Source organism: Methylobacterium sp. 22177, from assembly GCF_052045615.1.
Lineage (GTDB): Bacteria > Pseudomonadota > Alphaproteobacteria > Rhizobiales > Beijerinckiaceae > Methylobacterium > Methylobacterium radiotolerans.
This window is the reverse complement of the sequence record NZ_JBQEPK010000028.1, coordinates 31,394-50,063: the sequence shown is the minus strand read 5'-3', so window position 1 is coordinate 50,063 and position 18,670 is coordinate 31,394. Positions and strand designations below refer to the sequence as shown.

Annotated in this window: 17 protein-coding genes; 4 read left to right on the top strand and 13 right to left on the bottom strand. The window is 72.3% G+C overall.

Translation table 11 applies throughout. From position 1 onward, the window contains the following. Window positions 1-27: 27 nt before the first annotated feature. The 6 genes from ACTJK8_RS22250 to ACTJK8_RS22225 form a co-directional block, all read right to left on the bottom strand. Window positions 28-1,155, bottom strand: coding sequence for a hypothetical protein (locus ACTJK8_RS22250; protein WP_440762516.1), 1,128 nt, complete (start codon window positions 1,153-1,155; stop codon window positions 28-30). Window positions 1,156-1,198: 43 nt separating this feature from the next. Next, the gene (gene hisN / locus ACTJK8_RS22245) at window positions 1,199-1,987 is read right to left on the bottom strand and encodes a histidinol-phosphatase (protein ID WP_012319114.1); all 789 of its coding nucleotides are present in this window, start codon (window positions 1,985-1,987) and stop codon (window positions 1,199-1,201) included. Window positions 1,988-2,095: 108 nt separating this feature from the next. Next, window positions 2,096-4,174, bottom strand: coding sequence for an AI-2E family transporter (locus tag ACTJK8_RS22240; protein ID WP_063110137.1), 2,079 nt, complete (start codon window positions 4,172-4,174; stop codon window positions 2,096-2,098). 114 nt (window positions 4,175-4,288) lie between these two features. Continuing rightward, a complete protein-coding gene (locus ACTJK8_RS22235; protein WP_012319116.1) occupies window positions 4,289-5,755 on the bottom strand; it encodes an MmgE/PrpD family protein in 1,467 nt (488 codons plus the stop codon). 212 nt (window positions 5,756-5,967) lie between these two features. Next, window positions 5,968-7,260, bottom strand: a complete 1,293-nt coding sequence (pncB, locus tag ACTJK8_RS22230) for a nicotinate phosphoribosyltransferase (RefSeq protein WP_012319117.1) — start codon at window positions 7,258-7,260, stop codon at window positions 5,968-5,970. A 123-nt stretch (window positions 7,261-7,383) separates the two neighbouring features. Then, a complete protein-coding gene (locus ACTJK8_RS22225; protein WP_024830124.1) occupies window positions 7,384-7,887 on the bottom strand; it encodes a pyridoxamine 5'-phosphate oxidase family protein in 504 nt (167 codons plus the stop codon). A gap of 128 nt (window positions 7,888-8,015) precedes the next feature. Here ACTJK8_RS22225 and ACTJK8_RS22220 point away from each other — a divergent pair, with 128 nt between their 5' ends. The 3 genes from ACTJK8_RS22220 to mobA all read left to right on the top strand — a co-directional run bounded on the left by ACTJK8_RS22220 (window position 8,016) and on the right by mobA (window position 10,231). Further along, a complete protein-coding gene (locus ACTJK8_RS22220) occupies window positions 8,016-8,297 on the top strand; it encodes a hypothetical protein (protein ID WP_012319119.1) in 282 nt (93 codons plus the stop codon). Between the two features lie 130 nt (window positions 8,298-8,427). Next, the gene (locus tag ACTJK8_RS22215; protein ID WP_024830123.1) at window positions 8,428-9,576 is read left to right on the top strand and encodes an Mrp/NBP35 family ATP-binding protein; all 1,149 of its coding nucleotides are present in this window, start codon (window positions 8,428-8,430) and stop codon (window positions 9,574-9,576) included. 4 nt (window positions 9,577-9,580) lie between these two features. Next, a complete protein-coding gene (mobA, locus tag ACTJK8_RS22210) occupies window positions 9,581-10,231 on the top strand; it encodes a molybdenum cofactor guanylyltransferase MobA (RefSeq protein WP_440762515.1) in 651 nt (216 codons plus the stop codon). A gap of 118 nt (window positions 10,232-10,349) precedes the next feature. On the opposite strand, the gene ACTJK8_RS22205 is transcribed toward mobA, so the two are convergent. The 6 genes from ACTJK8_RS22205 to ACTJK8_RS22180 form a co-directional block, all read right to left on the bottom strand. Next, entirely contained in the window at window positions 10,350-10,808 is a 459-nt protein-coding gene (locus ACTJK8_RS22205) for a peptidylprolyl isomerase (RefSeq protein ID WP_010686120.1), read from the bottom strand. Between the two features lie 77 nt (window positions 10,809-10,885). After that, on the bottom strand, window positions 10,886-11,383 hold the full coding sequence (locus tag ACTJK8_RS22200; protein ID WP_012319122.1) for a hypothetical protein: 498 nt from the start codon (window positions 11,381-11,383) through the stop codon (window positions 10,886-10,888). A 7-nt stretch (window positions 11,384-11,390) separates the two neighbouring features. Beyond that, a complete protein-coding gene (locus ACTJK8_RS22195) occupies window positions 11,391-11,939 on the bottom strand; it encodes a peptidylprolyl isomerase (RefSeq protein ID WP_024830121.1) in 549 nt (182 codons plus the stop codon). A gap of 27 nt (window positions 11,940-11,966) precedes the next feature. Then, complete coding sequence (gene coaD / locus ACTJK8_RS22190; RefSeq protein WP_012319124.1) at window positions 11,967-12,470, bottom strand: pantetheine-phosphate adenylyltransferase; 504 nt, start codon at window positions 12,468-12,470, stop codon at window positions 11,967-11,969. A 49-nt stretch (window positions 12,471-12,519) separates the two neighbouring features. After that, window positions 12,520-15,252, bottom strand: a complete 2,733-nt coding sequence (gene gyrA / locus ACTJK8_RS22185; RefSeq protein ID WP_440762514.1) for a DNA gyrase subunit A — start codon at window positions 15,250-15,252, stop codon at window positions 12,520-12,522. Window positions 15,253-15,485: 233 nt separating this feature from the next. Then, on the bottom strand, window positions 15,486-15,803 hold the full coding sequence (locus tag ACTJK8_RS22180) for a hypothetical protein (protein ID WP_012319126.1): 318 nt from the start codon (window positions 15,801-15,803) through the stop codon (window positions 15,486-15,488). 233 nt (window positions 15,804-16,036) lie between these two features. Between ACTJK8_RS22180 and ACTJK8_RS22175 the strand changes: the two genes are divergently transcribed. Next, window positions 16,037-16,894, top strand: coding sequence for a S49 family peptidase (locus tag ACTJK8_RS22175; protein ID WP_116656034.1), 858 nt, complete (start codon window positions 16,037-16,039; stop codon window positions 16,892-16,894). 4 nt (window positions 16,895-16,898) lie between these two features. Here the strand turns inward: ACTJK8_RS22175 and ACTJK8_RS22170 are convergent, their stop codons facing one another. Further along, entirely contained in the window at window positions 16,899-18,587 is a 1,689-nt protein-coding gene (locus tag ACTJK8_RS22170; RefSeq protein WP_245337814.1) for a methyl-accepting chemotaxis protein, read from the bottom strand. Window positions 18,588-18,670: the final 83 nt, after the last annotated feature.

The following is an 18,670-nucleotide window of genomic DNA, read 5'->3' as shown; positions in this document are numbered from 1 at the left end:
CAAGGCTTGCCGCCCGGGAAGGCTCCCCTAGGGCGGCGCGGTGCTGGCGGACGGCGTAAGCGGCCTCAGCCGGGCGATCGCCCCGGCCACGAGGTCCGGGCCGGCCCGCAGCGTGCCGAGTTCCACCGCCGACATCGCCAGCATCACGGGCGCCAAGTTGGCGCGCGGCGCGCCGTCCGGCCCGAACAGGTCGAGGTCGTCGCCGGGCTTCAGGCCGACGCTGGCGCTGATCCGGTTGGCGTAGGCCTGGATCCGGACCTCGTCGCCGGTGCAGAGCGGGGCCGGCAGGCGCAGGTCGAGCACCGGCAGGCCGGCCGCGATCGCGGGCAGAAGCGCGGATTCGGCCACCATCCGCTCGGCGCTCGGGACGCGGCCCGGCTTCCGGTCGAGGAGTGCGGACGGGTCGGCGACGCTCCCGGCCGGGCGGCCGCTGGAGGCGGAGATCCCGGCGGCGATGTCGGGAACCGGCTGCAGCATCGCCACCCGCGGTATGGCGGCCGGGCGCCTGCTCGGGCGGCCGGCCATCCGGGCGAGCGGCGACCAGGGCTGCACCCGCAGGGCTGCCCGGCCGCGCGGCGCGCCGCCGGGGCGGTGCGCGGCGAGGTAGCGGGCGCGCAGGGTCCGCCCGAGCCCCCGGGGCGCGAGGGCCGCCGAGACGGCGGGCGCCGCCACCGCCCGGCCCGGCCGCGCGGGCGCGGCGCCGACGCGGCACTCGGCCGGCGCCCAGCGGCGCACGATGGCCAGCGCCGTGCGGCGGCCGTAATCCCGGTAGTAGCGCCGCAGCAGGCTCGCGGCGGCGTCGGCGCCGTCGTCGAGGGTGGCGAAGGCGGTGTGGCCCTCCCCGTCGGCGCCGATCTCACCGGGCCAGCGGGCGGACTTGATGCACCAGCCGTTGTTGAGCCGCACGCAGCGGGCGACGTAGGGCGGGTCGTCGGCCAGCGAGGCCGTGACCGCCAGCGCCCGCGGCGTCAGCTGCGCGCCGGTCTGGGCGTGCCAGTTGGACACGGAGCGGGTCGCGGGATCGAAGCGCGGGGGCCGTCCGTCCGCTGGGGCGGTGGCCGCCGCCGGAAGCGGCAGGGCGCGCGCGAGGGCGTCCGCGCCGGCCTCGGCGTGCGGCACCAGGGCCGTGACCAGGATCAGCGCGTTCAGCAGCACGCGGACGAACCTTCGCGGCGGACGGACTGGAGACGGCCGCGCGTCACGGGTTCAGAACCTTGAGCGCGGCCTCGTGCAGCCGCGGGTCGCCGGCCGCGATCACGCGGCCGCCGCCGGCGGCGGAGCCGCCGTCCCAGGCCGTGACCCGTCCCCCGGCCCCCTCGACGATCGGGATCAGCGCGACGATGTCGTAGGGCTTCAGACCGGCCTCGACCACGAGGTCGATCTGGCCGGCCGCCAGCATGCAGTAGGCGTAGCAATCGGCGCCGTAGCGGGACATCCGCACCTGGCCTTCCAGTGCCCGGAAGCGCTCGGCCTCGTCTCCGGCCGCGAACAGGCGGGGATCCGTCGTGGCCAGGATGGCCTGGGCGAGGTCTCCGCAGCGGCGGGTGCGCAGGGTCCGCTCGCCCGCCGGCGCGCGGAGCTTGGCGCTGCGCCCATCCCCGGTGAACCGCTCCGCGAGGTAGGGCTGGTGCATCATCCCCCGCACCGGCACGCCGTTGCGGGTCAGCCCGATCAGGGTGCCCCAGGTCGGCAGGCCGCCGATGAAGGCGCGGGTGCCGTCGATCGGGTCGAGGACCCAGACGCACTCGGCGTCGGTGCGCTCCGCGCCGAACTCCTCGCCGAGGATGCCGTGGCCCGGGAAGGTCTGGCCGATCATCGCCCGGAGGACGACCTCGGCGGCCCGGTCGGCCTCGGTGACCGGATCGAACGGCGCCCCGCCGCGGGCCTTGTCGTCCAGGCCGAACTGGGCGCGGAAGAACGGCAGGATCGCCTTCCCGGACGCGTCCGCGAGGTCGTCCATGAACCGGCCGAGTTCGACGACGCTCATCCGTTCCGTCCCCTGTTCCGCTTGAAGGCCGCGCGGCCAACCGGCCCGTTCCGACGAAACCGGCGCGCGCCCCTGCCCGTCAAGCCCTCGCCCCCGCGCATCCTCGGCTCACGCTCTGGCCGGCGCGGGCAGCCCCGCCGTTTCGCCGCAGGCGTCCGGGGCGCTCTCCGCGGCGCCGTCCGACCCGCCCTCCGGCGCGTCCGCCGCCGCCGCGTCCTCCTGTGCGGCCGCCAGGATAGCCTCGACCGCCTCGCGCAGCGATCCCACCTGCGCGTCGGCCTCGGCGGCGCCCCCCGGCCCGCCGGCGAGGCGGTTCGCCCCACCGTCCTGGGCGAGCCACAGGCCGAGCAGGACCGGCACGCCGGGGACCCGGCCCCTCAGCCGGCGGATCAGGCGGCGCAGGTGCGTCGGCTCGCCGTCGAGTGCCAGGGAGACCACGCAGGCGATGCGCGCCGGCCCGGCCTCGAACCGGCCGATCCGCACGGAGGCCGTCTCGGCGAAGGGGACCGTGCGGACGCCGAGGCCGCGCTTCTCCAGGATCTGCGCGAGGATCGCGGCCGCGGCCTCGTCCAGGAAGCCGCGCCCGGCCACGCACAGCACCGCGCCCTCGCGCGTCCAGGCGGCGGGCAGCGCCTCTGGGGCGGGTCCCATCGGGAGCGGGCTGCAAGCGCTCTCCTCGCCCTCGCCCGTCGCCCCCGTGACGGCGTCGCTCCGGTCGGAGAGGTCGGCGACCAGCTCGGTGAGCGCGGCCCGCATCGCGCCCTTCTGCTGCGCCGTCAGCACCCCGCGGGCCGCGTCGCGGGCGGCGAGTTCCAGCGCCTTGAGCACGACCTCGTCGTAGTAGGAGGAGAGCGAGCACTGCTGCAGGATCAACTCGGCATGGCCCAGCACCTCCTCGGAATCGCCCGCCAGGATGCGCTGGTAGAAGTTCTGGACGGGCGTCAGCGCCGGCCGGTCGCCGAACAGCACGTCCAGGAACTCCAGGTGCTCGACGTAGCGGCCGAGCACCACGAGGCAGACGGTCAGCGGCGTCGAGAGCAGCAGCCCGACCGGCCCCCAGAGCCACGTCCAGAACAGGGCGGAGACCAGGACCGCGAAGGGCGAGAGGCCGGTGGACTGCCCGTAGAAGATCGGCTCGAACACCTGACCGGTCAGCGGCTCCAGGACGATGAACAGGATCGCCACCGCGATCATCATGTTCCAGCCGGGATCGACCGCGGCGGCGAGCGCCATCGGCAGGATCGCCGACAGGACCGCCCCGAGATACGGCACGAAGCGCATCAGGGCCGCGAAGATCGCCCAGAGCACCGGATTCGGCACGCCGATGATGTAGAGGCCGATGCCGATGACCACGCCGAAGGCGGCGTTGAGGGCCAGCTGCACCACGAAGTAGCGGCTCAGGCGCTTGGCCGCGTCGTCGATGGCCACGGTGGTCCGGTGCAGGTCGCTCGATCCGGCCAGCCGGATCATGCGGTCGCGCAGGTCCTCGCGCTGCATCAGCACGAACAGCAGCACCACGAAGACGATGCCGACCGTGGCCAGGGGATGCATCACCGGCGTGAGCACGGTCGAGAGCATCTCCAGGGAGCCCGGCGGGGTCGTGGCGACCTCGACGAGGACGGGCTTCGGCGCGGCCTGGGTCGGCTCGGGGCCCGGTGACGGTGTCGAGGGTGGTGTCGCGGATTGCTGGGCGGCCGACTGCGTCTCCGGGCTGCCGGCTTCCTTCGCGCCGTGGAGCGCCCGCCCGATATTGGCGACGTACTGCGTGACGTGGCCGACGGGGGAGTTCCGCAGCCCGTCGATCTTGCGCTCGATGGTGTCGCGGTAGCGGGGGACGTCGCCCGCGAGGTCGGCGGCCTGGATGCCGATCAGGGTGGCCAGGGCGGCCACGATGCCGACGGTCAGGAGCACGCTGACGCCCACCGCCGCCAGCCGCGGCAGCCGCAGCCGCCGCAGGCGGTTCACCAGCGGCGTCAGCACGAACGACAGCAGCAGCGCGATCGCGATCGGGATGAAGATCTCGCGGCCGAAATACAGGGCGGCGATGATGGTGGCGCCGACCACGACCGGCGACGCCATGGCGGCCCGCGGCGTCTCGGCGGCGGCCACGCGGGTCGGCCGCGGCGGGATCAGGGAAGGTCCGGGCCGCGCTGCCGGTTCGACCCCGACCGGGGTTCTCGTGCCCATACCGTGATCCACGTCCCGAACGCCACGCGCGGGCGGCCGCCGGGAGCGGCGGAGGCCTCGCGGACGGGGAACGGCACAGGACGCGAAAACGATCCCGCGGGCTTCGCGCGCAGGTTAGGTCCCCGCGACGCCGGCCCGCGCCACGTCGCCCGCATCCTTCAGGTCGGGCAGCGACCAGCACAGCTGCATCACCTTCCGGGCCTGCGCGTCCGGCAGGATCCCGGCGGCGAGGTCGGTGAACTTCGCCTCCAGCTGCGCGTCCGACATCGGCTTCTCGACGCTGCCGATGGCGTGCTCGATATGCCGGTGGAACGTCCGCCCGTCGGTCAGCGTCACGGTCATGTCCACCTGCGCGGGGTCGACGCCGGGGGTGATCACCGGGACCACCTTCTGGCGCAGGGCCACCACCCGCGGATCGTTCACGGCCCGGTCGCTGAACTGCTTCTCGCCGCCCGCGCCCTCCACGAAGGCCACCGCGGCCGCGTGGTAGATGCTGAACTTGCCCTCCAGGCCGGTCTTCGGCGCGGTCTTGCCGGTCAGCTCCAGGACCAGCGGGTGGACCTTCAGGTCGACGCGCTGGACGTCCTCCGGCCTGACGTGGTCCGCGTCGCGGATCTGGATCGCGGCGTCGATCGTCGGGTGCATGACGATCCCGCAGGCGAAGGGCTTGTAGGTGTTGAGCTGGGCCTCGTAGCGCGTGCCGAGGCCGTCGGTGATCTCGGACCAGTCCTGCTTGGTGGAGATCGTGTTGGCCCAGCCGCGCTTGGCCTCGATCATCCCGTCCGACGAGGTGAAGCCCTTCGCCGCCAGGATCGCGGCGAACAGGCCGTTGGACGCGGCCCGGCCCGGGTTGAAGCTCTTGTTCATCGAGCCGAACGACTCGCGCAGGCCCACCGGCTGCGAGGCGGCGAGCCCCAGGGCGTAGACCATCTGCTGCTCGGTGAGCCCCATCAGCTTGCCGGCCGCCGCGGCGGCGCCGAAGGGTCCGCAGGTGCCGGTGATGTGCCAGCCGGCGTCGTAGTGGTTCGGGTAGACCGCGTTGCCGATCCGGCACTCGGCCTCGATCCCGACCACCAGCGCGTCGAGGAAATCCTTGCCGGAGACCGGCTTCATCGCCGCGTAGGCCAGGATCGCCGAGGCGACCGGGCCGGCCGGGTGGATGATCGTCTTCAGGTGGGTGTCGTCGAAGTCGAAGATGTGGCTCGACACGCCGTTGAGGAAGGCGGCGTTCATGATGTCGAACCGCTCGGTCCGGCCGAACAGCCCGGCCTGCGGCGGCCCCGAGAAGGGCTGCAGCGCCGAGACCGCCACGTCCACGGTCTCGTGGTGCGAGCCGCCGATCGCCACCCCCACCCAGTTGAGGAAGCTGCGCACGCCCTCGCGGCGGACGGGCTCCGGCAGGGTGTCGTAGGTGGATCCGAGGATCCACTGCGCGAGGATCTTCGTCGCGGGCGGCGGCGGTGCTTTCGCGGCCGGCTTGGCGGCCGGCTTGGCGGTCTCGGCCGCCTGCGCGCCCTGCAGGGCCGGAGCCGTGAGAGCGAGGCCCGCGGCCCCGATGAGCGAGCGGCGATTCATCGACATGGCGTTCTCCCGGACGGGGCCGCCCGGGGCGGCTCCGATTGCCGGGCACGATAATGAATTCATCCCCGGGTCGGCAGCCTCCGTGTTTCACACGGCCGGGTCTGATATGCGTTCCGCTCGCGCGCTTCGGTGGACGGGTCCCTCACCGTCATCACGTCGCTCCGCTCGCGAGGCCGGCGGTGCCGGAGTCCTCCGCCGGTGGTGTGCGCCCGTCACACCAGTACCGGCAGCGCCTCTTGCTCGCCCACGGCGAAGACCCGCCGGTAGCGGGCGACCTCGTCGGCCGGCCCCTGCGCCTTGGTGGGATTGTCGGAGAGCTTCACGGTCGGCCGGCCGTCGGCCTCGGTGACCTTGCAGACGATCGAGACCGGGTCGAGCTTCCCCTCCGGCAGGAGCCCGCGGAAATCGTTGGTGAGCAGCGTGCCCCACCCGTAGCCGATGCGCATGCGGCCGTGGAACCGGGCGTGGATGCGCTCGATCTCGTCGATGTCGAGCCCGTCGGAGAAGATCGCGAGCTTGTCCCGCGGGTCGTGCCCGCGAGCCTGCCAGAAGCGGATCGCCTCCTCGCCGCCCTCGATCGGGTCCTTCGAGTCGATGCGGATGCCGGTCCAGTCGCTCACCCAGTCCGGGGCGTTCGCCAGGAATCCGGTGGTGCCGTAGGTGTCGGGCAGGATCACCAGCAGGTTGCCGCCGTAATCCTCCTGCCAGTCCGACAGCACCGCGTAGGGCGCGGCGGCGAGCGCCGCGTCGTCCTCGGCGAGCGCCGCGTAGACCATCGGCAGTTCGTGAGCGTTCGTGCCGACCGGCTCGACCTCCTGCCGGGCCGCGATCAGGCAGTTGGAGGTGCCGAGGAACGCGCCGCCGAGGCCTTCCGCCATCGCCTGCACGCACCAGTCCTGCCACAGGAAGCCGTGGCGCCGGCGCGTGCCGAAATCCGCCACCGACAGGTCCGGCAGCCTCTGCAGGCGCTCGATCTTCTCCCAGACCCGGGTCATGGCGCGGGCGTAGAGCACCTGCAGGTCGAGCTTGCCGAGGCCACGCAGCACGGCCCGCGCCCGCAACTCGTTGAGGATCGCGAGCGCCGGGACCTCCCACATCGTGGTCTCGACCCAGGGACCGTGGAAGGTCAGCTCGTACTGGCCGTCATGGACGGCGAGCTCGTATTCGGGGAGTTGGAAGGCCTCGAACCAGCTCACGAATTCGGGTCCCAGGATTCGTCCCTGGCCGCGGAAGACGTTGCCGCGCAGCCACGTGATCTCGCCCTTGCTGAGGCGCAGGGTCCGGGCGTGGTCGAGCTGCTCGCGCAGCAGACCGGCATCGACCTCGTCGGCGATGCGGATGCGCCGCGTGCGGTTGGTGATGCCGAAAGTGGTCCGGATGTCGGGGTGTCGGCGCAGGATCGTCTGCGCCATCAGGAGCTTGTAGAAATCCGTGTCGAGCAGCGACCGCACGATCGGGTCGATGCGGAAGCTGTGGTCGTAGACTCGCTTCGCCAGATCCAGCATTCGTAAGGCACTCTGCCGCGCTTCGATCGCGCAGAGCGCATGCCGGAACCGCCGACGTCAAGAAGACGGGCGGCCTCCTCCCGGAGACCGCCCGCGGAAAGGCCGTGCCCTGAACCCGGACTCTCAGGCGAGATCGACCTTCTTGGTCTCGGTCTTCGGGCTCTCGCCGGTGAGCGAGGCCTTCACGTAGCCGTAGAGGTGCAGCATCGTGCTGTTCGGGCTGTCCCAGTACTCGCCCTTCTCCGGGTGGACGCGGATCAGCGCGACCTCCGGATCGTCCTTGCCGTTCGGGAACCAGGTCTTCAGGCTCTCATTCCACTTCGCGTCGATGATCGACTGGTCGCGGACGATCTCGGCCTTTCCGGCCACCGAGACGTAGTTCTGGCTCGACGGATCGGAATAGGCGAGGTTGATCTGGTTGTCCTTGCTGATCTCGGCCGTCTTGGGCGAGTGCAGCTTGGTGAAGAACCACAGGTCACCGTTCTCGTCGGCGTCGTTGTTCCACATCGGGCGGCTGTTGAGCGTGCCGTCGGAATCGACGGTGGTCATCATGGCGATCTTCACGTCCTTGATGAGCTCGAACAGCTTCTTCGCGCCCTCGTGGTCGCGGTGGTTGCCCTGATGCATGAAAGTGGTCTCCTACGCGTCGTTTCGGTCCCGGCGGGGTCTCCGGAGGGGGGCCCCGGCCGAAGGCTGCCCCGACAACGGATCAGTCTCCCGTTGGTTCAGCTTGCCCGTGCGGTGAGGAGGTTCGGATGAATCAGGCTCGAGGGATCGGCCGGGTAGCGGCGGCGCTGGTCGCGTTCGGGCTCGGCCTGCTGCCGGCCGCCGCAGAGGTGCGTTTCGGCCCGGGCGTGCGCATCGGCGGTCACGACTTCTCGAACCGGCGCTACGGCAGCGTCCACATCGAGCGCGTCAAGCGCCTGCGCGGCCCGCTCGGCTGCCGCCGCCTGCGCCACGGCTTCTACCGGCGCGGCGACGGGACCGTGGTGCGCGGCCCGATGGAGGAGTGCAACCTCATCGCGCGCCCGCACTGAGATGGGTGGCGGGACGGCCCCGGGGACGCAGGCCGCCGCCGGTGGCGCCGATTGCGGGTCTGGGGTCTGGTGTTCTCGGCCCGCTCGGTTACATGCACTGGCATACCTGCTTGCCCCGCTGGAGGACATCTTGGCGATCACCCGCGACGACGTGCTGAAGGCGCTCGCCGGCATCACGGTCGATGCCGCCGGCACCACCCTGCCCGGCTCGGGACGGCTCTCCCAGGTCGTGGTCGATCCGAACAACCGGGTGATGTTCTCGATCCTGGTCGATCCCAGCGAGGCCGAGCGGTTCGAGCCGGTGCGGCGGCAGGCCGAGGGGCGCGTCCTGCAGATGCCGGGCGTCTCGGGCGTGTTCGCGAGCCTCACCTCCGAGCGGAACCAGAGCCACCCGGCCCAGAGCAGCGCCGCCCCCCGCCCCGTGACGCCGCCGCCGGTCGCGCCGCCGCGGCCCGGCGCGCCGCCGAACCAGGGCCCGCAGATCGCGGGCGTGCGCCACATCGTGGCGGTCGCCTCCGGCAAGGGCGGCGTCGGCAAGTCGACCACCGCCTGCAACCTCGCCCTGGCGCTCCAGGCACAGGGACTGAAGGTCGGCCTCCTCGACGCCGACATCTACGGCCCGTCCGTGCCGAAGCTGTTCGGCCTCTCGGGCAAGCCCAACGTCGTCGACAACAAGGCCATGGAGCCGATGATCGGCTACGGGCTCAAGGTCATGTCGATCGGCTTCCTGATCGAGCCGGAGACGGCGATGATCTGGCGCGGCCCGATGGTCCAGTCGGCGATCACCCAGATGCTGCGCGACGTGCTCTGGGGCGAGCTCGACGTGCTGCTCGTCGACATGCCCCCCGGCACCGGCGACGCGCAGCTCACCATGGCGCAGGCGACGCCGCTGTCCGGCGCCGTGATCGTCTCGACCCCGCAGGACCTCGCGCTGATCGACGCGCGGCGCGGCGTGACCATGTTCAAGAAGGTCGCGGTGCCGATCCTCGGCGTGATCGAGAACATGGCGACCTTCGTCTGCCCGAATTGCGGCCACGCCTCGCACATCTTCGGGCATGGCGGCGCGCGGATCGAGGCGCAGCGCCTCGGCGTGCCGTTCCTCGGCGAGGTGCCACTGAACATGACGATCCGCGAGACCTCGGATTCCGGCCAGCCGGTGGTGGCGACCGATCCGGACGGGCCGCACGCCAAGGTCTACCGCGACATCGCCGCCCAGCTCTGGGCGAACCTGTCCGGCGCGCCAGCCGGGCGGACGGCGCCGAAGATCGTCTTCGAGTGATCCCATGCCGTCGCCGGCTGTCGCTTCGCCGGTCCTGGGCCTGATCCTGGCCGGCGGCCAGGCGCGGCGGATGGGCGGCGGCGACAAGCCGCTGCTGCGGCTCGGGGGGCGGACCCTGCTGGAGCGGGTGGTCGAACGGCTCGGGCCGCAATGCGGGGCGGGGCTGGTGCTCAGCGCCAACGGCGACCCGGCGCGGTTCTCCGGCTTTCCCGGGCCGGTCCTGCCGGACCCCGTGCCGGATCAGCCGGGACCGCTCGCCGGCATCCTCGCCGGACTGGAGCACGCCGCCGCGCGGGGTGTCGCGCGGGTGGTCAGCGTGTCGGGCGACGCGCCGTTCCTGCCGGGGGATCTGGTGGCGCGCCTCGACGCCGCCGGGCCGGAGACCGGCATCGCGCTCGCGGCCTCGGGGGAGCGGCAGCACTACACGATCGCCCTCTGGCCGACGGCCCTGCGCGACGCGCTCCGGGCCTATCTCGAGCGGGGCGAGCGGCGCGTCGGCGCCTTCATCGCGCGCCGCGGGGCCGCGGTGGCGTCCTGGCCGGTCGAGCCGGTGGATCCGTTCCTCAACCTCAACACGCCGGCGGATCTGGCGGCGGCGGAAGCCCTGGATCGAGGGTTGATGCGGTCCTCCAGCATCGCGAGCGAAGCGCAGTGACCCAGGGCGGCGCGACGGAGGAAGTCGTCGTGCCCCCTGGATGGCTTCGCTCCGCCCGCAACGACGGCGGCGCCGAAGCCACCGAGAGATGGCTTCAGACGTGAGGCTTAATCCGGGCTCAGGCCGCCGCGACGGTCGCCTTCACGATCTTGTCCGGCGAGCGCGGCGGCTCGCCCTTGTTGATCGTGTCGACCACGTCCATGCCTTCCACGACCTTGCCCCACACCGTGTACTGCTTGTCGAGGAAGCGGGCATCGTCGAAGCAGATGAAGAACTGCGAGTTCGCCGAGTGCGGGAAGTTCGTCCGCGCCATGGAGCAGGTGCCGCGCACGTGCGGCTCGGCGTTGAACTCGGCCTTCAGGTCCGGCAGGTCCGAACCGCCCGAGCCGGTGCCCGTCGGGTCGCCCGTCTGGGCCATGAACCCGTCGATCACGCGGTGGAACGGCACGCCGTCGTAGAAGCCCTGGGCGGCGAGCGTCTTGATCCGCTCGACATGGCCCGGGGCGAGGTCGGGGCGCAGCGCGATCACGACGCGGCCCTTGGTGGTCTCCAGCACGATGGTCTCGTTGTCGGCCATGGTCTTTCCTTCCGGTTGGGGGAACTGTATCGGCGCGCGCCGGATCCGGCCAGCGCCCGTGTCGGGTTCGCCGGCGCTCAGGCCGGCGGGCGGTAGACGAAGCGGAGCGCCACCGGCCGGCCCGCGATCGCCCGGCCCAGGCCCGGCGTGATGTGGGCCGGGGTGCAGCGCGCGAGAGCGTCGAGGGTCCCGCGCACCAGGGCGGTCCGCTGATCGCCCGCGACCCCCGCCGCGTAGGTGACGCGGGGCGGCCCGATCAGGCTGCCGTCGCGCCGCAGCGCGAGCCGCAGGGTGATCTCGATGTCGTCGGCGCCGCCGCTCGGGCGGCCGAGGCCGCCCGGAGCCTGCCAGCAGGCGGCGAGCGCCGGGTAGAGTTCGGCCAGGGTGTCGGCGGGCCTGGTCGCCATCCGGGCGACCGGCACCGGGACCGTGGCGCGCAGGGTCTGGGGCAGGCTCAGCGGATAGCCGCCCCCCGACCCGTCGGCGTAGCCGTAGAACGGCGCGCCGTCATAGGCCGCGGCGGCCGCCGGGATCAGGCTCAGCAGGAGGATCGAGGCGGCGCGCCGGCCGGGCATGCGGCCGCTACTTGGCCTTCTCGGCGAGCGTCATGCTGACGATCTTGTCGGGGTCCTGCACGGCCCCGCCCGGCGCGCCGGGGGCGGCCTTCTTGATCTTGTCGAGGACGTCGAGCCCGTCCGTCACGTTGCCGACGATCGTGTACTGGCCGTTCAGGAACGGCGCGTCGCCGAGGCAGATGAAGAACTGCGAGTTGGCCGAGTTCGGATCCTGCGACCGGGCCATGCCCACGGTGCCGCGGCGGAACTGGGCCGCCTGCGTGAACTCGGCCGGGATGTTCGGCAGGCTGGAGCCGCCGGTGCCGTTGCCCTTCGGGTCCCCGGTCTGGGCCATGAAGCCGTCGATGACGCGGTGGAACTTGAGGCCGTTGTAGAAGCCCTGCGCGACCAGCGTCTTGATCTGCTTGACGTGCTTGGGCGCGAGGTCGGGCCGCAGCTCGATGGTGATCCGCCCGTCCTTGGTCTGGAGATAGACCGTGTTGGCGTCGGCGGCCCGGGCGGCCTGGACGGTGCCGAGCGTGAGGGCGAGCGCGAGGAGGGCGTGGCGTCGGTTCATCGTGGTCCTTCCAGGGTCGGGCCGGTCTCAGGAATGGGCGGCGAAGCGCTGCCGGAGGCGCGCGGCGACGGCCGCCGGCACGAAGGGCGAGACGTCGCCCCCCATGCCGGCGATCTGGCGCACCAGCGTCGCGGTGATCGGTCGGGCCTGCGTCGAGGCGGGCAGGAACACGGTCTGCACCTCGGGCGCCATGGCGCCGTTCATGCCGGCGAGCTGCATCTCGTAGTCGAGATCCGTGCCGTCCCGCAGGCCGCGGATGAAGATCGCGGCGCCGCAGCGCCGGGCGGCCGAGACGGCGAGGTCGTTGAAGGTGACGATCTCCAGCGCCGCGCCCTCGGCCTGTGCCACCGGTCCGCAGGTCTCGGTGAGGAGCGCCGCGCGCTCCTCGGCGGAGAACAGCGGCGCCTTGCCGGGATGGACGCCGATGGCGATCACGAGGCGGTCCACCAGCCGGCAGGCTTGGCGGACCACGTCGAGATGGCCGTTCGTGACCGGATCGAACGAGCCGGCGTAGAGGGCGGTGCGGGTCATCGCGACCCGACCTAGAGCATTTTCGCGCCGGACGGAACCGGGCGGCGCCTCACGCCTCCTCGCCGCCCTCGGGGCCGGCCTCGGCGCCCTCGTCCTCGCCCTCGATGTGCTCCACCGAGACGACCTTCTCGTCCTTGGCGGTGTTGAACACCGTCACGCCCTGCGAGGCGCGGCCGACGATGCGGATGTCGTCCACCGGCACGCGGATCAGCTGGCCGCCGTCGGTGACCAGCATGATCTGGTCCGAGGCCTCGACGGGGAAGGACGCCACGAGGCTGCCGTTGCGGGCGTTGACCCGCATCGCCGTGATGCCCTTCCCGCCGCGTCCCGAGGTCCGGTACTCGAACGACGAGGAGCGCTTGCCGAAGCCCCGCTCCGACAGGGTGAGCACGTACTGCTCGGCCGCGCCCATCTCGTTGTAGCGGTCCAGCGAGATCGCCGCCGCCTCGGCGCCGTCCTCGGCCTCGGCGTCGCTGTTCTCCTCGGACTCACCGGTGACGGCGCGGCGCATCTTCAGGTAGCCGGCCCGCTCCTCGGCCGTGGCGTCGAAGGCATTCAGGATGGTCATCGAGATGACCTTGTCGTCCTTGCCGAGCAGGATGCCGCGCACGCCGGTCGAGTCGCGGCCCTTGAACACGCGCACGTCCTCGACGGGGAAGCGGATGCACTGGCCGAGCGCCGTGGTCAGCAGCACGTTCTGGTCCGGACGGCAGATCTCGACATGGACGATGTGGTCGCCCGGATCGAGCTTCATGGCGATCTTGCCGTTGCGGTTCACCGTGGTGAAGTCCGACAGCTTGTTGCGCCGGACATTGCCGCGCGCGGTCGCGAACATCACGTCGAGCGTCTCCCACGAGGCCTCGTCCTCGGGCAGCGGCATGATCGTGGTGATGCGCTCGGAGGTGTCCTGCAATTGCAGGATGTTGACCAGCGCCTTGCCGCGGGCGTTCGGCGCGGCCATCGGCAGGCGCCAGACCTTCTCCTTGTAGGCCTGGCCCTGGCTGGAGAAGAACAGCACCGGCGTGTGGGTGTTGGCCACGAACAGGCGGGTGACGAAATCCTCGTCGCGGGTGGCCATGCCGGAGCGGCCCTTCCCGCCGCGGCGCTGGGCCCGGTAGGTCGAGAGCGGCACGCGCTTGACGTAGCCGGCGTGCGACACGGTCACCACCATGTCCTCGCGGGCGATCAGGTCCTCGTCCTCGACGCTGCCGTCGAAGTCGACGATCTCGGTCTTGCGCGGTGTGGCGAACTGCTCGCGCACCTCGGCCAGTTCGCCCTTGACGATCCCCTGGATGCGGGCGCGCGAGCGCAGGATGTCGAGATAGTCGGCGATCTCGTCGGCCAGCGTCTTCAGCTCGTCGCCGACCTCGTCGCGGCCCAGAGCGGTCAGGCGCTGCAGGCGCAGGTCGAGGATGGCGCGGGCCTGGGTCTCGGACAGGCGGTAGGTCCCGTCCTCGGCGACCCGGTGGCGCGGGTCGTCCACGAGCGCGATCAGCGGCGCGATGTCGTGGGCAGGCCAGTCGCGGCCCATCAGGGCCTCGCGGGCCGAGTTCGGGTCCGGCGAGGTGCGGATCAGGCGGATCACCTCGTCGATGTTGGCGACCGCGATGGCGAGGCCGCACAAGACGTGCGCCCGCTCGCGGGCCTTGCCGAGGAGGAACTTGGTCCGGCGGGAGACGACCTCCTCGCGGAAGTCGACGAAGGCCTGGAGCAGGTCCTTCAGGTTCATCAGCTCGGGGCGGCCGCCGTTCAGCGCCACCATGTTGCAACCGAAGGAGGATTGCAGGGGCGTGAACCGGTAGAGCTGGTTCAGCACCACGTCCGCCATGGCGTCGCGCTTGATCTCGACGACGATGCGCATGCCCGACCGGTCGGATTCGTCGCGCAGGTCGGAGATGCCCTCGACGCGCTTCTCCTTCACCAGCTCGGCGATCTTCTCGACCAGCGTCGCCTTGTTCACCTGATAGGGGATCTCGGTGAAGATCAGCGCCTCGCGCTCCTTGCGCAGCTCCTCGACATGCGACTTCGCGCGCATGATCACCGAGCCGCGGCCGGTGGCGTAGGCCTGCCGCGTGCCGGCACGGCCGAGGATCATGCCGCCGGTGGGGAAATCCGGGCCGGGGACGATCTCGGTGAGCTGCTCGATGGTGAGCCCCGGATCGTCGATCAGCGCCACGCAGGCGTCGATCAGCTCGCCGAGATTGTGCGGCGGGATGTTGGTCGCCATGCCGACCGCGATGCCGCCGGCGCCGTTGACCAGCAGGTTCGGGAAGCGGGCCGGGAGGACGGTCGGCTCCTCGCGCGACTCGTCGTAGTTCGGTCCGAAATCGACGGTGTTCTTGTCGATGTCGGTGAGCAGCGCCGTGGCGGGCTTGGCGAGCCGCGATTCGGTGTAGCGCATGGCGGCCGGCGGATCGCCGTCCACCGAGCCGAAATTGCCCTGCCCGTCGATGAGCATCAGGCGCATGGAGAAGTCCTGCGCCATCCGCACGAGGGCGTCGTAGATCGATTGGTCGCCGTGCGGGTGGTAGAGACCGATCACGTCGCCGACGATGCGCGCCGACTTGACGTATTTCCGCTCGGGCAGGTGCCCAGATTCGAAGGCGGAGTAGAGGATGCGCCGGTGCACGGGCTTGAGCCCGTCGCGCGCGTCGGGAAGCGCCCGGCTCACGATCACGCTCATCGCGTAATCGAGGTAGGAGCGGCGCATCTCGTCGGTGATGGAGACGGGGCGGATGTCGCTGGCGGGCGGGGCGGCGCCAGTCGGATCGTTCTCGGCCAAGTCGATTTCCGTTCTGAGGCCCGGACGGGCGGTGCTCGCGGCGGCCAAGCGGCGCGCGATGCGCCGGAACGGCCTTGCGGAAGAGCAGTGATATCAGACGGTTAAATAAGGTTTTCCGAGGCCCGCCGCAAGGTCGCAGCGCGGCCGCCTGCAGGCTCGGCCGCGGGGTCCCCGGCACAGTTCCCGGCGGGGCCGCGCCCCGGCCGGATCGGGCCGGGGCGCGGGGGCTTGGCTCAGTAGAACGTGACGTGCCGGTGGCCGTACGGGCGGCCGTGCCAGACGTGGTGGCGGTGCCAGTGGCGGCGGAAATGGTGGTGCCGGTGCCAGTGGTGGCGGCGATGCCAGTGGTGGCGGCGATGGTGCCAGTGGCGCCGCCAGTGGTGACGCCGGTGCCAGTGGCGGCGGTAGCGCCAGTGGGCCTGCTGCACCGCGGGGGCGGGCGCCGCGGCCTCGGCGCCGGCGGGGACCGGCAGGGGCGCCGCCCGCGCGGGCGCAGTCGCCAGCCCGCCGAGCAGCGCGGCGAGGAGGACCAGGATCGGCCAGGGTCGCATCGTTTCTCTCCCGTGTGAGCGCCCGTCCGAGTCCAGCGGATCCGGGCCGGCACGAGGCTCGCGCCGTCGCCTGAAACGGCCAAGGTCGGCAAACGGTTCGATCCGTTCTGACTGCGCAGATGCGCCGCCGTCGCGCGCCGCCCTTGCGCGGCGCCGGAAAGCGCCCAGTTTCCGCAACAGGCGCTTCCGGGCCGTCCCCCGCCCGGCTTCCCGATGAGCCGCGTAAGACTCCCATGGCGTTCGCGTTCCCCGACACATTTCGCGCCCTCCTCCCGCGCCGCTTCCGGGACCGACGCCCGCGGGTCGCGGTGGTCCGGCTGTCGGGCACGATCGGGGCGGTCTCGCCGATCCGGCCGGGGCTCTCGATCGGGAGCGTCGCGGGCAGCCTGGAGCGCGCCTTCGGGATGCCGGGGGTGAAGGCGGTGGCGCTGGTGATCAACTCGCCCGGCGGCTCGCCGGCGCAGTCCCACCTGATCCACCGCCGCATCCGGGCGCTGGCCGACGAGAAGGGCGTGCCGGTGATCGCCTTCGTGGAGGATGTCGCGGCCTCCGGCGGCTACATGATCGCCTGCGCGGCCGACGAGATCGTCGCCGACCCGACCTCGATCGTCGGCTCGATCGGCGTGGTCTCGGCCGGGTTCGGCTTCCACGGCCTGCTGGAGAAGCTCGGCGTCGAGCGCCGGGTCCACACGCAGGGCGAGGCGAAGTCGATGCTCGACCCGTTCCGCCCGGAGGATCCCGCCGACGTGGAGCGCCTGAAGCGCATCCAGGCCGACGTGCAGGACCTGTTCACCGGCCTCGTCACGGCCCGGCGCCCGACCCTGTCGCGAGCCGAGAACCTGTTCACCGGGGCGGTCTGGACCGGGCGGCAGGCGCTGCCCCTCGGACTCGTCGACGCGCTTGGCGACGTGCGCACCGCGACGCGCGCGCGCTTCGGCGACAAGGTCGACCTGCGCCTCGTCGCCGAGGCCCGGGGCGGATTCCTGTCCCGCCTGCTGCGCCGCGGCGGCGCGCCGGGCGGGATCGACCTGGCCGAGGGGGCGATGGCCGCGTTCGCGGAGCGCGCGGCCTTCGCCCGCTACGGGCTCTGAGGCGTCAGGCCGCGACCTGGCCGAGGAAGCGCTCGATCTCGGCCTCGAGGTCGGCCGCGACCGTGTCGACGGTCTGAGCCGCGTCGGTGACGGTGGCGGCCATGCGGGCCGAGCGCCGGGCCGCGCCGGCGACCGTAGTGAGGCCCCCCGCGATGGCCTCGGTGGCGCCGGCCGTGTCGGCGACGTTGCGGGAGATCTCGGCCGTGGCCGCGCCCTGGGCCGAGACCGCCGACGCGATCCCGCCCGTGGTGACGCTGACCGCCCGCATCCGCTCGCCCATCCGGCCGATCGCCGCCACGGCCGCCGTCGTCGAGGCCTGCACACCGGCGATCTGGCTGCCGATCTCCTCGGTGGCCTTCGCGGTCTGCGACGCCAGGGCCTTCACCTCCGCGGCCACCACGGCGAAGCCCTTGCCGGCGGCGCCGGCCCGGGCGGACTCGATCGTGGCGTTGAGCGCCAGCAGGTTGGTCTGCTCGGCGATCTGGCGGATCAGCCCGACCACGGCGCCGATGCGCCCGGCGGCCTCGGCGAGTTCGCCGATCTCGGCGTTCATCGCGTCCGACTCCGCGGCGGCGGTGGCCACCAGGGCCTCGGCCTGGTCGAGCTGGGTCCCGATCTCGGCGATCGAGGCGGAGAGCTCCTCGGCGGCGCTCGCCACGGTCTGGACGCTGGCCGAGGTCTCGTGCGAGCCGCGCTCGGTCTCGGCGACGGCGACCTCCGCCTCGGCGGAGCTGGCCGCCATCTCGCCGGCCCGGGCCCGCATCGCGCCGGTGCTGGCGGTCAGCGCGTCCTTCAGGCGAACGACCTGCCCCCGGAACGCCTCGATGGCCCGGTCGAGGGCGGCCCGCCGCCGCGTCTCGTCGGCCGCGCCCGCGCTCTGCAGGCTCTCGAGCTCCCGGGTCCGCAGCCCGGCGACGCGCAGCACCTCGAGGGCGCGCGCCACGGTGCCGATCTCGTCGCCGCGCCCCGCGTGGGGGATCGCCGAGTCCAAGTCGCCGGCCGCGAGGGCCTCGATCCGCGCCGCGATCGTCGCGAAGGGCCGGAACAGCCGCGCCGCCGCCAGCCCGACGAGGGCGCAGGCCAGCACCGCGATGACCAGGGCGGCGACGCTGAGGCTCGTCATCGTCTGGGCGTGGGCGTCGAAGTACATCTCGATCGGCAGCCCGACGAACAGGATGCCGTTCACCTTGCCGGTGGTGTCGACCGTCGGGTGGTACACTGTGTAGTAGCGCCGCCCGAACAGGGCGGCCGGCCCCTCGTAGGTCCGACCGGCGCGGATCGCGGCCTGGGCCGGGCTGTCGGCGGCGAGCGCCGTGCCGACCGCGCGGGTCCCGTCCTCCCGGCGCACCGTGGTCTGGCGCCGCACGAAGCTGTCGGAGGCGGGCTCGTAGCTGAAGACCGTCGCCAGGCCGCCCGAATAGGCGACGGCGTCGTCCACGACGCCGGCATCGGCGAAGCCGGACAGGCTCGGCGTCGACACCCGGGCGACGCGCGCGCCGTCGAGGTCCGCCGCCGCACCCTCGACCCGCGCCGCCAGGACGAGCGCCAGAGTTCTCAGGTTGCGCTCGCCGTTGGTGCGCTGACGCGCCTCCATCTGCGACCAGGTCTGCCGCGAGACCGTGATCCAGATGGCGCCGGCGGTGACTGTCACGGCGAGCATCGCCAGCAGGATGACTTTCGTAGACAGAGTCATCCTGCGCAGCGAATAGGAATGTGTGCGCATCTATTGGTATCCGTGCCTATAGCCGGCACGAACACTCGTTTGTGAAGTTGAAA